Consider the following 12,682-nt stretch of genomic DNA (forward strand, 5'->3'; position numbering starts at 1 on the left):
GGCCGGGCAGCGCCGTGGCGGCTGCTCGTGGCGCAGCCGGTTCGTCGCCGCCCACCACTTCCTACAGGCGGCATTCCGCTTCTGCGTCGGCTTCGCGTCGCGCGGACTGCACAGCTTCGGCGACCTCGGCCGGGCGGAGCGGATCTCAGTCCCAGTCGAGGTACTCCTCGACGATGACCGCCGTCTCGACCGGGTGCGTGAGCGGGAAGAGGTGACCTGCTGCGTCGAGGGTCTTCACGCTCACCCGTTCGGGCGCAGTGGCCTGCAGCCGCTCGCCGTTCACGGCCGGGGTCACGTCGTCGTCGGCGCCCTGCACGATCAGCACCGGGATCACCGGCGCCAGCGCGATGTCTTCGTCCTCGACGCCCAGCAGCAGTAGTCCGTTGACGCGCTCCGGGTGCGCGGCGACCAGCGCACGCGCGACGGTGCCGCCGCGTCCGTGACCCCCGACCCAGGTACGCTCGAGGCCCAGCGCGTCCATGATCGACACGACGTCGTCGGCCTGATCACCCGTCGCGGCGGGCTCGGCGTTCGCGCGGTAGCCGACGCGGATGATGTGGAACCCCGCCTCTTCGGCGAGGTAGTGCCCGACGACGCCCAAGGCATCCTGCCCGGGTTCGGCGATCAGCACGAGGCCGATGGGCCCGTCGCCCTCGACGATGTAGGGGATCGCGCGGCCGTCGGGATCGAAGATCTGCGTGGTGTCGGTCATGGGGGCCTTTCCGGGAAGCGGTCGTCAGACGTTGAAGCGGAACTCGACGACGTCGCCGTCCTGCATGACGTAGTCCTTGCCTTCGAGGCGGGCCTTGCCCTTCGAGCGTGCCTCCACCACCGAGCCTGTCGCCACGAGGTCGTCGAACGAGATGACCTCGGCCTTGATGAAGCCCTTCTCGAAGTCGGTGTGGATCACGCCGGCCGCCTGCGGGGCCTTCCAGCCCTTGCCGATGGTCCAGGCGCGCGCCTCCTTCGGGCCGGCCGTCAGGTACGTCTGGAGGCCCAGCGTGTCGAAGCCGATCCGTGCCAGCTGGTCGAGACCCGATTCGTCCTGACCCGTCGACGCCAGCAGCTCCGCCGCGTCCTCGGGGTCGAGGTCGATGAGCTCGGACTCGATCTTCGCGTCGAGGAACACTGCCTTGGCCGGAGCGACCAGCGCCTCGAGCGACGCCTTCTTCGCAGCATCCGTCAGAACCGCCTCGTCGACGTTGAAGACGAAGATGAACGGCTTCGCGGTGAGAAGGCCGAGTTCCTTGATCGGCGCCAGGTCGATGCCCGAGGCCGACAGCAGCACGCCGCGCTCGAGGGCGTCCTTCGCCTCGACGGCGGCCGCGAGCACCGAGGGATCGAGCTTCTTGCCCTTGACCTCCTTCTCGTACCGCGTGATCGCCTTCTCCAGCGTCTCGAGGTCGGCGAGCTGAAGCTCGGCGTTGATGGTCTCCATGTCGCTCTGCGGGTCGACCGCGCCGTCGACGTGCACGACGTCGTCGTCATCGAAGCCACGCACGACCTGGGCGATGGCGTCGGCCTCGCGGATGTTCGCGAGGAACTTGTTGCCCAGGCCCTCGCCCTCGCTCGCGCCGCGGACGATGCCGGCGATGTCGACGAACGACACCGCGGCCGGCAGGATCCGCTCGGAGTGGAAGATCTCGGCGAGCTTCCCGAGTCGCGGGTCGGGAAGGTTGACCACGCCGATGTTGGGCTCGATCGTCGCGAACGGGTAGTTCGCCGCGAGCACCTGGTTCTTGGTCAGGGCGTTGAAGAGGGTCGACTTGCCGACATTCGGGAGACCGACGATTCCGATGGTGAGAGCCACGGGCATCCAGTCTAGGTGCGGACGGATGCTGCTCACTGCGGCATCCGCCCGCTCGATCTCAGTCGGGGTCGACGCGCCACCGCATCAGCACGTTGCCCGATTGGTCCCAAGACCGGGACTCGAGCAGCTTGAGAGCGACCGCCGGCCGCTCGTCGAACAGCGGCACTCCGGACCCGGCGATGAGCGGGAACGTGACGAGGTGGAGCTCGTCCACCAGCCCGGCGCGCATGAGGTCGTTCCACAGCACCCGGCCGAGCAGCACCAGGATGCCCGCGCCCTCGCCCTGCTTCAACCGCGCGACCTCGGCCCGCGCCTCGGCCACCCGCACGATTCGGATGTTCTCGTACGGCGCGATGTCGTCCTCGGTGATCGTGTCGGAGACCACGACCTTCTCGACATCGAGGATCAGCTCGGCGAACTCGTGACGGATGTCGGTTGCCTCGGGGTTCGCGCGCACTCCGGTCCAGTACCCGAGGTTGCCCAGCGCGGAGCGGCGCCCCGCGAGCAGCAGCGTGCCCGACTCGCGAAGCAGCGCGGTCGTGTAGTGGTCGAACGTGTCGGACCCCTGATAGTCGGGATGCCAGTGCTCGAAGAAGGAACCGATGTCGTGGTCATCGTCTTCGTAGCGGCCGTCGACGGTGACGAAGTTGCAGACGGTGAGAGTGCGCACCCGCGACACGGTACGCGCCGCTGCAGACACGCGACAGCCTCGGCCCCCCGAAGGCTCGTGCCGGCGCCGCCGTTGCCGGGTTCGTCGCCCGGCGCGATACTGAGGGCGTGGACGAGTGCTGTGCACCGCACGCGCCGGACGGATACGACCGGGAGTTCAACGCCCGCTTCGCCCGGCGGCTGGCGAAGCAGTATCGACGCGACGGCCTCACGCCGAGCGCGGCGCTGGTGCTCGATTTCGCGAGCTCCATCGGCCTGGCGGGTGCCTCCCTCCTCGAGATCGGCGGCGGGATCGGCGACATCCAGCTCGAGGCCCTCAAACGCGGCGCCTCCCACACCACCAACGTGGAGTTGTCCGCGGCGTACGAGCCCGAGGCCGCGCGGCTGCTCGACGAGGCGGGCCTGCGCCATCGGGTGACGCGGATGCTGGGGGTCGATCTCGCTGGCACACCCGAGGCGGTCGAACGGGCCGACATCGTCGTGCTGCATCGCGTCGTCTGCTGCTACCCGGACTACGAGCGGCTGCTCGGCGCCGCAGCCGGCCGCGCCGAGCACGCCGTCGTCTTCAGCCATCCCCCGCACACATTGTTCGCCCGTTTCTCGGCGCGCGCGATCAACGCGGTGTACGCCGTGACGGGAAACCCGTATCGCGCGTACGCGCACCCGCCGGATGCCATGATCGCGGTGCTCGGAGGGCGCGGATTCGAGCCGAGCTACCGTGAGGCCACCGGCCCCTGGCGCGTGGTCGGCACCGTCCGTGCGTGACGACCGGCGGGAGGCTCAGGGACGGATGCCGCGATACGCGTGCGTCAGATACGGCAGGTCCACGACCTCGTCCCCGGTGACCTCGGTGATGCGTCGCTCGTCGAACAGCGCGCTCACAGCGGCCAGGATCGCCGCGCGGTGAGCATCGGACGCGGTGATGACATAGCTGCGCGAGGCGACCATGTCGAGCAGCGCCGCCCGCGTGAGGGAGCGGGTCCAGGTCCACGACCGGCGCTCGAGCGCATCGAACGGATCCGCCACGCGCGGCCCGTCGCCTCCGAGTATCTCCTCGGCGTGGCTGCCGTGCATCGCCGCGGAGAGGCGCGCGACCCACGGATCGGATCCGTCGCGGGTGTTCCACACGAGCCCGAGCACGCCGCCCTGGCGGAGCGCTCGCCCGACCTCGGCGGAGGCGGTGACCGGGTCGACCCAGTGCCACGCCTGCCCGAGGAGCACCGCGTCGACGCAGGCGTCGGGAAGCGGCATCCGTTCCGCCGTCCCCACGAAGGTGGGAACGCCGTGGACGTGCTCGCGGAGTGCGGCCAGCATGTCGGCATCGGGGTCGATCGCGACGACCTCGGCCCCTGCCTCGACGATGGTGCGGGTGAGCTTGCCCGTGCCCGCGCCGACATCGGCCGCGCGTAGGGCGCGTCCGGGCTCGCGCACCGGAGCGAGCATCCAATCCACGGCCTCGCGCGGATAGCCGGGCCTGCCCGACTCGTACGCGCCTGCGGCCGCCCCGAACGACAGCGACATCTCCTCGCGACTGGCCATGCTCCGACCCTATGACGACCGGGCGCGCTCGGCGCGCCTACCGGCTGCGCAGGGGTGCCAGGGTGAGTCTGGGGGTGTGCCTCTGGACTTCACCGCGATCGACTTCGAAACGGCGAACTCCAGCAACGCCTCGGCCTGTGCGGTCGGACTCGTTCGGGTGCGCGACGGTGAGATCGTCGACAGGACGGGCTGGCTGATCCGCCCGCCGGCCGGTCACGACGTGTTCTTCGAGCTCAATGTGCGCATCCACGGCATTCGGCCCGAGGACGTCGCCGACGCGGCGCCGTGGACTCGCCAGCTCGCCGACATCGTCGCGTTCGCGGGCTCCGACGTCCTCGTCGCACACAACGCCGGCTTCGACATGGCGGTGCTCAAGCGCGCGTGCGACGCGACCGGCGACGAGTGTCCGCCGTACCGCTACGCCTGCAGCCTTCAGGTCGCGCGCAGGGTCTACAAGCTCGAGTCGTACCGGCTGCCGTACGTCGCCGCGGAGGCCGGGTTCGCCGACTTCCCGCACCACAACGCCACGGCCGACGCGATGGCGTGCGCCCACGTCATGATCGACGCGGCGCGACGCGTCGGCGCCGACGACATCGAGGCTCTCACCGCGGCGGTCGGCGTGCGGGTGTCTCAGATCGCGGTCGCCGAGACCCCCGCCGTCAGCTTCGCCGTCGCGTAGCCCGGAAACGGATGCTGCGGCCCGCCGCCGCGGCGATGTCCGAGGCATCCGGCACCCTGGAGCCATGGACGCAGTCGTGATCAGTGTGGTGGTAGTCGTCTGTCTCCTCGTCGGTGCCCTGGCGGGGTGGGTTGCGGGGCTCGCGCGGAGCGCGGCGCGCGCGGCGCGCGACCACGCCGACATCACCGCACGGCTCGCCGGTTCGGAGGCCGCGCGGCAGGGCGTGCAGGCACAGCTCGAACACCAGCAGCTGCTCTATCGCGACCTCGCGAGCCAAGCGCGCCACGACCAGGCGGCGCGCGAGGAGCGTGAGCGTCGCGAGCAGTCGGTGCTGAGGGCGCTGGCCCCCGTGCAGGAGACGCTGGCGGCGATGCACACGAAGGTCGACGACCTCGAGCGGGATCGGCACCTCCAGTTCGGCACGCTCGCCGAGCAGCTCCGGCGCGCCCACGAATCCGACGAGGCACTGCGCGCGACCACGGAGTCTCTGGCGAGCGCTCTGCGCTCGGGCAGCACGCGGGGCGTGTGGGGCGAGACGCAGCTGAGGCGGGTGGTCGAGGCCGCCGGGCTCACGCGTCACGTGGACTTCGACCTGCAGGCGTCGATCACGTCCGACGCCGGCGCCGGCCGCCCTGACATGGTCATCCGACTTCCCGGTGACAAGGCGATCGCGGTCGACGCCAAGGTACCGCTCGACGCGTTCCTCGAGGCGAGCGCGATCCCGCTGACCGCGCAGGGCGCCGAGGCGGCGCGGAGGCGGGGACTGCTCGACAAGCACGTCAAGGCCGTGCGGGCGCACGTCGACGCGCTCGCGCGCAAGACCTACTGGGCCGGGCTGTCGTCGAGCCCGGAGTTCGTGGTCTGCTTCGTGCCGAGCGAATCGCTGCTCGCTGCCGCGCTCGAGGAGGACCCCTCGCTGCTCGACTACGCCTTCGGCAAGCGCGTCGCACTGGCGTCGCCGGTGAACCTCTGGGCGGTGCTCAAGACCGTGGCGTACACGTGGACCCAGCAGGACGTCTCGCAAGAGGCCCGCGCACTGTTCGACCTCGGCAACCAGCTCTACGAGCGACTCGGGTCGCTGGCGTCGCACGCCGACGACCTGCGCCGGGCGATCGAGCGCACGGTCGACAGCTACAACCGGTTCGCCGGCTCGCTCGAGACGCGCGTTCTGGTGAGCGCACGCAAGTTCCCCGGCATCGACGCGACCAAGCTCGACGCGGTGAACGAGCCGGCCGCCATCGAGAAGAGCCCGCGCCGCCTCACAGCGCCGGAGCTGCTCGATCAGACGCTCCCCGGGCTGGAAGAAGCCACCGATCCCCGTGCCGAAGGCGACGCCGACGCGACGCCGTTCACCGCCACTGCGGAGCTCGGCGACGTGCGCTCCCGTATCGCGTCGCCGAACGAGTGAGGCTCAGGCGCCGCCGGGGACGAAGCTCAAGAGCACGATGACCGCTGCGGAGACGCCGACGAACGCGCCGATCATCCACCACGCGCTGATCTCGTGACCTTCATCACGGCGCACGCGCAGCAGCACGTCGGGCCGGCGGGCCGGATCGATCGCGTTGGCGACCACGGCCTGCGCGCCCGTCTGGGGCGACGACGGATCGGCTGAGTGCGCAGACATCGTCAACTCCTCGAGTAGGAAACACGAATGTGTCTCCATCGACACCACACAAGATTCTGCCAGAGTTCCTCCGGCAGCCGGTCACGAAACGATCACGGCAGGGTCACGTGTCGCACCGCGACAGGTGCGACACACCTGCCGATCAGAGCCATTTCGAGACGAGGTGCTCCGAGGAGATCCGTCGCAGCGTCCCCGACGCGCCGCGCAGCACGACGCTCTCGGTGTACACGTACCCGCCCTCGCGGCGGACGCCGGCGACGAGCGCGCCATCCGTGACGCCGGTCGCGACGAAGATCGTGTTGCTGCCCTTCACGAGATCATCGGCCTCGTAGACGAAGCCGTCGAGCTTCAGGCCCGCGTCGATGCCGCGCTGCTTCTCGTCGTCGTCGCGGGGCCACAGGCGCCCCTGGATATGGCCGCCGAGCGCCTTGATCGCACACGCGGTGACGATGCCCTCGGGGCTGCCGCCGACGCCGACGCACATGTCGGTGCGGGCGTTGTGGCGCGCGGCGTTGATGCCGCCCGCGACGTCGCCGTCGCTCATCAGACGCGTGCCGGCGCCGGCGTCGCGGATCTCCTCGATGAGACGCTCGTGGCGAGGACGATGCAGCACCGAGACGACCAGCTCGTCGACGGGCTTGTCGAGCGCCTTTGCGAGCCTGCGGATGTTCTCGCCGATCGGAAGGCGGATGTCGACGACGCCCACGCCGGCGGGGCCGGTGACGAGCTTGTCCATGTAGAAGACGCTGGATGCGTCGAGCATCGTGCCGTGGTCGGAGACGGCGATCACCGAGAGGGCGTTGTTGCGCCCGGCTGCAGTCAGCGAGGTGCCGTCGATCGGGTCGACCGCGACGTCGGCCTGCGGGCCGCGGCCGTTGCCGACGCGCTCGCCGTTGTAGAGCATCGGCGCTTCGTCCTTCTCGCCCTCGCCGATGACGATGGTCCCATCGAAGTTGACGGTGGTGAAGAACGCGCGCATCGCGTCGACGGCGGCCCCGTCGGCCGCTTCCTTGGCGCCGCGGCCGATGAACGGCACCGCGCGGATCGCCGCCGCTTCGGTCGCCCGCACGAGTTCGAGTGCGAGGTTGCGGTCGGGGTGGAGGGGACTCATATCCGCGGTCAGGCTCACCATGCGGTCAGCCTATGCCAGCATTGCGCCCGAATCACGGGAATTTCATGCACTGGAACGCAAAGGAATGTCCTTTCTTTCCAATGGTGCAGGGACGCGGGTTTCCCGCGAGAGGCCGGACGGCAGCATCCGTTCCCTCATCCGGCGCTTGGGTAGAGTTTGCGGTGACGCCCACTCGATCAAAGGGAGCACTCATGCCCGTCGCCACCCCGGAGCAGTACGCCGACATGCTGGACCGCGCGAAGGCCGGTGGCTTCGCGTATCCCGCCATCAACGTCGCCAGCTCGCAGTCGATCAACGCCGTGCTGCAGGGTCTCACCGAAGCCGGTTCCGACGGCATCATCCAGGTGACGACGGGTGGCGCAGACTATTTCGCAGGCCACACCGTCAAGGCTCGTGCGGCCGGTGCGCTCGCCTTCGCGAAGTTCGCCACTGAGGTCGCCAAGAGCTACCCGATCACCGTCGCCCTCCACACCGACCACTGCCCCAAGCCCGCGCTCGCCGACTTCGTGCTGCCGCTCATCGAGGCGTCGGAGGAAGAGGTCAAGGCCGGCCGCAACCCGATCTTCCAGTCCCACATGTGGGACGGCTCGGCCGTGCCCCTCGACGAGAACATCGAGATCGCGAAGGACCTCCTCCCCCGGCTCAAGAACATCAACGCGATCCTCGAGGTCGAGATCGGCGTCGTCGGCGGCGAAGAGGACGGCGTGCAGCACGAGGGCTCCAATGAGGCGCTCTACACGACCGTCGCCGACGTGACCAAGGCCGTCGAGGCGCTCGGCCTCGGCGAGAACGGCCGCTACATCTCGGCCCTCACCTTCGGCAACGTCCACGGCGTCTACAAGCCCGGCAACGTCAAGCTCCGCCCCGAGCTCCTCGGCGAGATCCAGGAAGGCATCGCGTCGAAGTTCGGCACCGGCCCGAAGCCCCTCGACCTCGTCTTCCACGGCGGCAGCGGCTCGACCGACGAGGAGATCGCCCTCGCGGTCGCCAACGGCGTCGTGAAGATGAACATCGACACCGACACCCAGTACGCGTTCACGCGCTCCGTCGCCGGCTTCATGTTCCAAAACTACGACGGCGTCCTGAAGGTCGACGGCGAGGTGGGCAACAAGAAGGCCTACGATCCGCGCGCGTGGGGCAAGATCGCGGAGTCCGCGATGGCTGCCCGCGTGGTCGAGGCCACGCAGCAGCTCGGCTCGGCCGGCAAGAGCCTCGCCGCGTAGGCGGCGGATTCGACGGATGCCTCGGCACCGGCCTCGCGGCCGGCGCCGGGGCCTTCGTCTACCCGGGATCGGTATAGCGGTCGAGGAGACCGCGTGCGCCCTCAGGGCGATGGACGACGACGATCTCGTCGCCGGCCTGCACGCGGCCACCCTGCACGACCCGCAGGTACGGGCCGAGGCGGCGCTCGCTCGAGAAACGCTTGACCCAGCCGCGCGCGTCGTCGCCGCCGACCCAGCGCGCGAACGTCTGGCAGGGGGTGCGCGGCATCGTTACCTCGACCACGACACGGTCGCCGATCCGCCACCGCTCGCCGATGAGCGCGGCGTTGACGTCGATCCCCTCGACCCGCAGGTTCTCGCCGAACCAGCCGGGCGGAAGCTCGCGACCGAGCTCGGACTCCCAGAACGCGGCGTCTTCCGCGGCGTACGCGTAGAGCGCCTTGTCGAAGCCGCCGTGATGCTTACGATCGGCCTGCACGTCGGCGTATACGCCGTACGGTCCGACCCGGACCGGTCCGTCGACCGGGCCCTTGTCGATCGCGGTCACGCCGACGGGGCCGGCATCGGAGCGCAGTTGTCGGACGGCGCAGACGGCGACCAGACGAGGCATCCGCTCATCCTAGCCACGGCCCCGCGCCCAGCGCTCACTCCCCCGGCGACGCCGCCGGCTCGCCGCGCAGCAGTACACGCCCGTCCGAGACGGCGCGTACCTCGATCGATGCGATGTCGTCCCGGTCGAGCGCGGTGCCGGCGTCAAGGTGCGCCGTGGTCCCCGGGCCGGCGCGCCACGACGACAGCTCGCTGGTCGTGCCGTCGGCCGATGTGACGACCAGGACGTACGGCCACTCCTGGTCCGCTGCGTAGGGATCGCGGCTGGGCGGGTAGTGGCAGGTCATCGCGATGCGGGTGCCCCACGCCACGTCGGTCAACTCGACCTGCGCGGTCAGCGGCACATCCGTCACGGCCTGCAGCGCCACGACCTCTTCGGGATCCCTCGCCGGCGCGACCGCCGTCGTCACCGCGAATGCGACCACGACGGCGACGACCGCCGCGGCGACGAGGCCGCTGCCCCACGCGATGATGCGACGCCGCCGCGAATCCCGCGTGCCGCGGACAACCAGGCGCTCCCGGGCAGCGGGATCGGGGCCCTCCTGGAGCGACGGCCCGAGCAGCGCCTCTGCGCGCTCGGGCGCGACCCGCGCGAGCAGGCCCAGCGACGGCACCAGGTCGGCGATCGCGTCACGGCACACGGGACAGCCGTCGAGATGGGCCTCGTACCGGCGGCGGTCGTCGCCGCTCAGCGCGCGCACGACGTATGCGGCGTCCCAGTCGGCGAAGCGGGCGTGATCCGTGGTCATCGTGTCACCCCCTTCTCCTGCAGGGTGAGCCGGAGGGCGCGCAGCCCGTAGTGGAGGCGCGACTTGACGGTGCCCTCCGGGATGTCCAACTCGTCGGCCATCTCGGCAACGGAGAGGCCGCGGTAGTAGGCGCGTACGACGACGGCGCGGTGGTCGGTCGTGAGCGTCGCCAGCGCCTCTTCGACGAGGATCGCCTCGAACAGCGCGTCGGTGGCATCCGGGGCGGTGCGCTCCGGGACCTCGGCGACGTCGATCTCGCGGCGCCGCCGAGCGCTGCGCGCCTCGTCGATCACGAGGTGCCGCGCCACGGTGAACATCCACGAGCGCGTGGTCGACGGATCCTGCTCGAGGATCTTGGGCGTTCGCCACGCCCGCAGCAGCGTCTCCTGCACGATATCGTCGGCACCGGCGCGATCGCCGGTGAGATGCACGACGTAGCGCCACACCGGCGCCGCATGCGCGTCGTACATGGCGGCCAGGCGCGCTGCCTCGCGTCCGGCGGCGCTGTGTCGACGCGCCACGCTGTCGTGCGGCATCCATCACCTCCCGCAGGAGACACGAGACGCACCGTCAGCGGGTTCACGTGAATCCGCTGTGCGTCCGCGCGGTCACCTGAGAGTATGGCCCGGTCCCGCCGTCGCCGCACCCGACGGACGCCGCGTGCCGCGGAGGCTCAGAGTCGCGTGCTGTCGAGGAGCGCCTGCCAGACGGCGGGGTCGTTCGTCAGGGGCGCGACCATGAGCGCGCCGGCCGTCAGTGAGAAGACGATGCCTCCCGCCAGCGGGATCCACCACGAGATCCGCGAGCGGCGCATGTTCCAGACCGACAGTGCCGTCGTCAGGCACCAGCCGATCGTCAGGACGACGGCGGCCGCGATCGCCCACGGTCTTCCGGCGGCGGGGTCCGAGAGCTGCGTGTCGACGCCCATCAGACCGAGCATCGTCTCGGCGTACGTGCCGTAGTCGAGGAAGGCCGGCACCGACGTGATCACGTTCACCAGGCCGTACGCCAGCAGCGCGAACGTGATGATGCGGTCGACCGGGTGCTGACGCTTCTCCGCGACGACGGGAGCGGAGGGGATGCCGCCGGCCGGCGCATCCGTCACGATCGGCGCGACCGGCTCCTGCCGGGGCGCCGGCTCCCGGATGCGCGCGCGCTGCTCCTCGGGCGTCGCGTACTCGCCGTACTGGGGACGCGGACGGGAGCGCGGGTCGGGCTCGGCGTTCGCGGCGTCGCTCATGAACGGCTCCGGCCGCCCAAGGCGCGGTCGTCGCGCTTACCGCCGGCATCCTGTCGCAGCTCTTTCGGGAGCGAGAACATCAGGTCCTCCTCCGCCGTGCGCACCTCTTCCACATCGTGGTAGCCGGCGGCGGCGAGGTCGTCGAGCACCTGCTGGACGAGCACCTCCGGCACCGAGGCGCCGCTGGTGACACCGACGGTCTCGACGCCCTCGAGCCACGCCTGCTCGACCTCGTCCGCATAGTCGACGCGGTAGGCGGCCTTGGCGCCGTGCTCGAGCGCGACCTCGACGAGCCGCACGCTGTTCGATGAGTTCGCCGAGCCGACCACGATCACGAGGTCGGCGTCCTTCGCTACCTTCTTGATGGCGACCTGGCGGTTCTGGGTGGCGTAGCAGATGTCATCCGACGGCGGATCCTGCAACTGCGGGAAGCGCACCCGCAGCCGCCGCACCGTCTCCATGGTTTCGTCGACCGACAGCGTCGTCTGCGACAGCCACACGACCTTGGACGGGTCGCGCACCTGGATCGTGTCGGCCTCTTCGGGCGAGTTGACGATCGTGACGTGGTCGGGCGCCTCGCCCGCCGTGCCCTCGACCTCTTCGTGCCCCTCGTGGCCGATCAGCAGGATCTCGAAGTCGTCCCGCGCGAAGCGCACCGCCTCGCGGTGCACCTTCGTCACGAGGGGGCACGTCGCGTCGATGGCGCGGAGACCCCGATCGGATGCCGCGTCCACGACCGCGGGCGACACGCCGTGCGCGCTGAACACGACATGAGCACCGGCGGGGACCTCATCGACCTCCTCGACGAAGATGGCCCCCTGCTTCTCGAGCTCCGTCACGACGTGGATGTTGTGCACGATCTGCTTGCGCACGTACACGGGCGCGCCGAAGCGCTCGAGCGCCTTCTCGACGGCGATGACGGCACGGTCCACGCCCGCGCAGTAGCCACGCGGCGATGCCAGGAGCACCCGCTTCTGTCCGACCCCGGCGATATCCTTGAGCGGTTCGCGCCGCCGCGGGATCCGCGGGACGGGCATGCTCACAGGGGCCTGACTCGGTCGGGTCTGTCCCGGGGTGCTGATGCTCACCCCTCGATTCTACGGGCGGGCTCCAGAGCGGGGCCTCCGACGGGGAGCCCGCGCGAGGGCACGAAGGGAATCTCGATTGACTTGTCAAGCGGTGATCGGCGTGGCGGGCGGTGATTCCTGATGGAAGGTCGTGCCGTCTCGCAGGAGCGCCCGGGTCACGTCGATGCGTCGGCGGGCGAGGGCGAGGACGGCCTGCGTGCGGCTTCTCCTCTCGCGGCGGTTCCGGTCGTCGGAGGCGCGGGAAGCGGGATGGGAGCGGGCGGCGACTTCGGCGGCGGGACACCGGGCGGCCCACCCTTTCCAGCCGTCAGAACGGCAAC

At 70.3% G+C, this 12,682-nt stretch carries 15 protein-coding genes; 4 read left to right on the forward strand and 11 right to left on the reverse strand.

Annotation, left to right across the window (positions count from 1 at the left end; all coding sequences use genetic code 11):
* Positions 1–145: 145 nt before the first annotated feature.
* From MRBLWH3_RS15005 to MRBLWH3_RS15015, 3 genes are read right to left on the reverse strand one after another with little or no spacing between them, the layout of a single operon-like run.
* Positions 146–712, reverse strand: coding sequence for an alpha/beta fold hydrolase (locus MRBLWH3_RS15005; protein WP_363433484.1), 567 nt, complete (start codon positions 710–712; stop codon positions 146–148).
* A gap of 24 nt (positions 713–736) precedes the next feature.
* The gene (ychF, locus tag MRBLWH3_RS15010) at positions 737–1,810 is read right to left on the reverse strand and encodes a redox-regulated ATPase YchF (RefSeq protein WP_363433487.1); all 1,074 of its coding nucleotides are present in this window, start codon (positions 1,808–1,810) and stop codon (positions 737–739) included.
* 58 nt (positions 1,811–1,868) lie between these two features.
* Entirely contained in the window at positions 1,869–2,480 is a 612-nt protein-coding gene (locus MRBLWH3_RS15015; protein ID WP_363433489.1) for a dihydrofolate reductase family protein, read from the reverse strand.
* Between the two features lie 107 nt (positions 2,481–2,587).
* Between MRBLWH3_RS15015 and MRBLWH3_RS15020 the strand changes: the two genes are divergently transcribed.
* Positions 2,588–3,244: an SAM-dependent methyltransferase gene (locus MRBLWH3_RS15020; protein ID WP_363433493.1), complete on the forward strand. Its 657-nt coding sequence runs from the start codon at positions 2,588–2,590 to the stop codon at positions 3,242–3,244.
* 15 nt (positions 3,245–3,259) lie between these two features.
* On the opposite strand, the gene MRBLWH3_RS15025 is transcribed toward MRBLWH3_RS15020, so the two are convergent.
* Positions 3,260–4,018 (reverse strand): class I SAM-dependent methyltransferase, encoded by a 759-nt coding sequence (locus MRBLWH3_RS15025; RefSeq protein ID WP_363433495.1) that lies wholly within the window; start codon positions 4,016–4,018, stop codon positions 3,260–3,262.
* Positions 4,019–4,094: 76 nt separating this feature from the next.
* Between MRBLWH3_RS15025 and MRBLWH3_RS15030 the strand changes: the two genes are divergently transcribed.
* A complete protein-coding gene (locus tag MRBLWH3_RS15030; RefSeq protein WP_363433498.1) occupies positions 4,095–4,697 on the forward strand; it encodes a 3'-5' exonuclease in 603 nt (200 codons plus the stop codon).
* 64 nt (positions 4,698–4,761) lie between these two features.
* Entirely contained in the window at positions 4,762–6,105 is a 1,344-nt protein-coding gene (locus tag MRBLWH3_RS15035) for a DNA recombination protein RmuC (protein ID WP_363433501.1), read from the forward strand.
* 3 nt (positions 6,106–6,108) lie between these two features.
* On the opposite strand, the gene MRBLWH3_RS15040 is transcribed toward MRBLWH3_RS15035, so the two are convergent.
* Together MRBLWH3_RS15040 and glpX are read right to left on the reverse strand one after the other, a co-directional pair.
* Positions 6,109–6,321, reverse strand: coding sequence for a UDP-N-acetylmuramyl pentapeptide phosphotransferase (locus MRBLWH3_RS15040; RefSeq protein ID WP_082496936.1), 213 nt, complete (start codon positions 6,319–6,321; stop codon positions 6,109–6,111).
* 142 nt (positions 6,322–6,463) lie between these two features.
* Positions 6,464–7,453, reverse strand: a complete 990-nt coding sequence (gene glpX / locus MRBLWH3_RS15045; RefSeq protein ID WP_363433504.1) for a class II fructose-bisphosphatase — start codon at positions 7,451–7,453, stop codon at positions 6,464–6,466.
* A 191-nt stretch (positions 7,454–7,644) separates the two neighbouring features.
* Between glpX and fbaA the strand changes: the two genes are divergently transcribed.
* Positions 7,645–8,676, forward strand: coding sequence for a class II fructose-bisphosphate aldolase (fbaA, locus tag MRBLWH3_RS15050; protein WP_363433507.1), 1,032 nt, complete (start codon positions 7,645–7,647; stop codon positions 8,674–8,676).
* 58 nt (positions 8,677–8,734) lie between these two features.
* On the opposite strand, the gene MRBLWH3_RS15055 is transcribed toward fbaA, so the two are convergent.
* The 5 genes from MRBLWH3_RS15055 to MRBLWH3_RS15075 form a co-directional block, all read right to left on the reverse strand.
* Entirely contained in the window at positions 8,735–9,286 is a 552-nt protein-coding gene (locus tag MRBLWH3_RS15055; RefSeq protein WP_363433509.1) for an MOSC domain-containing protein, read from the reverse strand.
* A gap of 34 nt (positions 9,287–9,320) precedes the next feature.
* A complete protein-coding gene (locus MRBLWH3_RS15060) occupies positions 9,321–10,034 on the reverse strand; it encodes a zf-HC2 domain-containing protein (RefSeq protein ID WP_363433511.1) in 714 nt (237 codons plus the stop codon).
* Positions 10,031–10,570 (reverse strand): sigma-70 family RNA polymerase sigma factor, encoded by a 540-nt coding sequence (locus tag MRBLWH3_RS15065; RefSeq protein WP_363433514.1) that lies wholly within the window; start codon positions 10,568–10,570, stop codon positions 10,031–10,033. The genes MRBLWH3_RS15060 and MRBLWH3_RS15065 overlap by 4 nt, the downstream gene beginning before the upstream one ends.
* 137 nt (positions 10,571–10,707) lie before the next feature.
* Complete coding sequence (locus MRBLWH3_RS15070; protein WP_363433517.1) at positions 10,708–11,274, reverse strand: DUF6264 family protein; 567 nt, start codon at positions 11,272–11,274, stop codon at positions 10,708–10,710.
* Positions 11,271–12,311, reverse strand: coding sequence for a 4-hydroxy-3-methylbut-2-enyl diphosphate reductase (locus MRBLWH3_RS15075; RefSeq protein ID WP_363435553.1), 1,041 nt, complete (start codon positions 12,309–12,311; stop codon positions 11,271–11,273). Before MRBLWH3_RS15075 ends, MRBLWH3_RS15070 begins: the two co-directional genes overlap by 4 nt.
* Positions 12,312–12,682: the final 371 nt, after the last annotated feature.

Source organism: Microbacterium sp. LWH3-1.2, from assembly GCF_040675855.1.
Lineage (GTDB): Bacteria > Actinomycetota > Actinomycetes > Actinomycetales > Microbacteriaceae > Microbacterium.

Excerpts from the sequence above, each read along its gene's own strand:
- MRBLWH3_RS15005 (WP_363433484.1), bottom strand. The coding sequence starts at position 712 with ATGACCGACACCACGCAGATCTTCGATCCCGACGGCCGCGCGATCCCC.
- MRBLWH3_RS15025 (WP_363433495.1), bottom strand. The coding sequence starts at position 4,018 with ATGGCCAGTCGCGAGGAGATGTCGCTGTCGTTCGGGGCGGCCGCAGGC.
- MRBLWH3_RS15035 (WP_363433501.1), top strand. The coding sequence starts at position 4,762 with ATGGACGCAGTCGTGATCAGTGTGGTGGTAGTCGTCTGTCTCCTCGTC.
- MRBLWH3_RS15040 (WP_082496936.1), bottom strand. The coding sequence starts at position 6,321 with ATGTCTGCGCACTCAGCCGATCCGTCGTCGCCCCAGACGGGCGCGCAG.
- glpX (WP_363433504.1), bottom strand. The coding sequence starts at position 7,453 with ATGGTGAGCCTGACCGCGGATATGAGTCCCCTCCACCCCGACCGCAAC.
- fbaA (WP_363433507.1), top strand. The coding sequence starts at position 7,645 with ATGCCCGTCGCCACCCCGGAGCAGTACGCCGACATGCTGGACCGCGCG.
- MRBLWH3_RS15055 (WP_363433509.1), bottom strand. The coding sequence starts at position 9,286 with ATGCCTCGTCTGGTCGCCGTCTGCGCCGTCCGACAACTGCGCTCCGAT.
- MRBLWH3_RS15060 (WP_363433511.1), bottom strand. The coding sequence starts at position 10,034 with ATGACCACGGATCACGCCCGCTTCGCCGACTGGGACGCCGCATACGTC.
- MRBLWH3_RS15065 (WP_363433514.1), bottom strand. The coding sequence starts at position 10,570 with ATGCCGCACGACAGCGTGGCGCGTCGACACAGCGCCGCCGGACGCGAG.
- MRBLWH3_RS15070 (WP_363433517.1), bottom strand. The coding sequence starts at position 11,274 with ATGAGCGACGCCGCGAACGCCGAGCCCGACCCGCGCTCCCGTCCGCGT.
- MRBLWH3_RS15075 (WP_363435553.1), bottom strand. The coding sequence starts at position 12,311 with ATGCCCGTCCCGCGGATCCCGCGGCGGCGCGAACCGCTCAAGGATATC.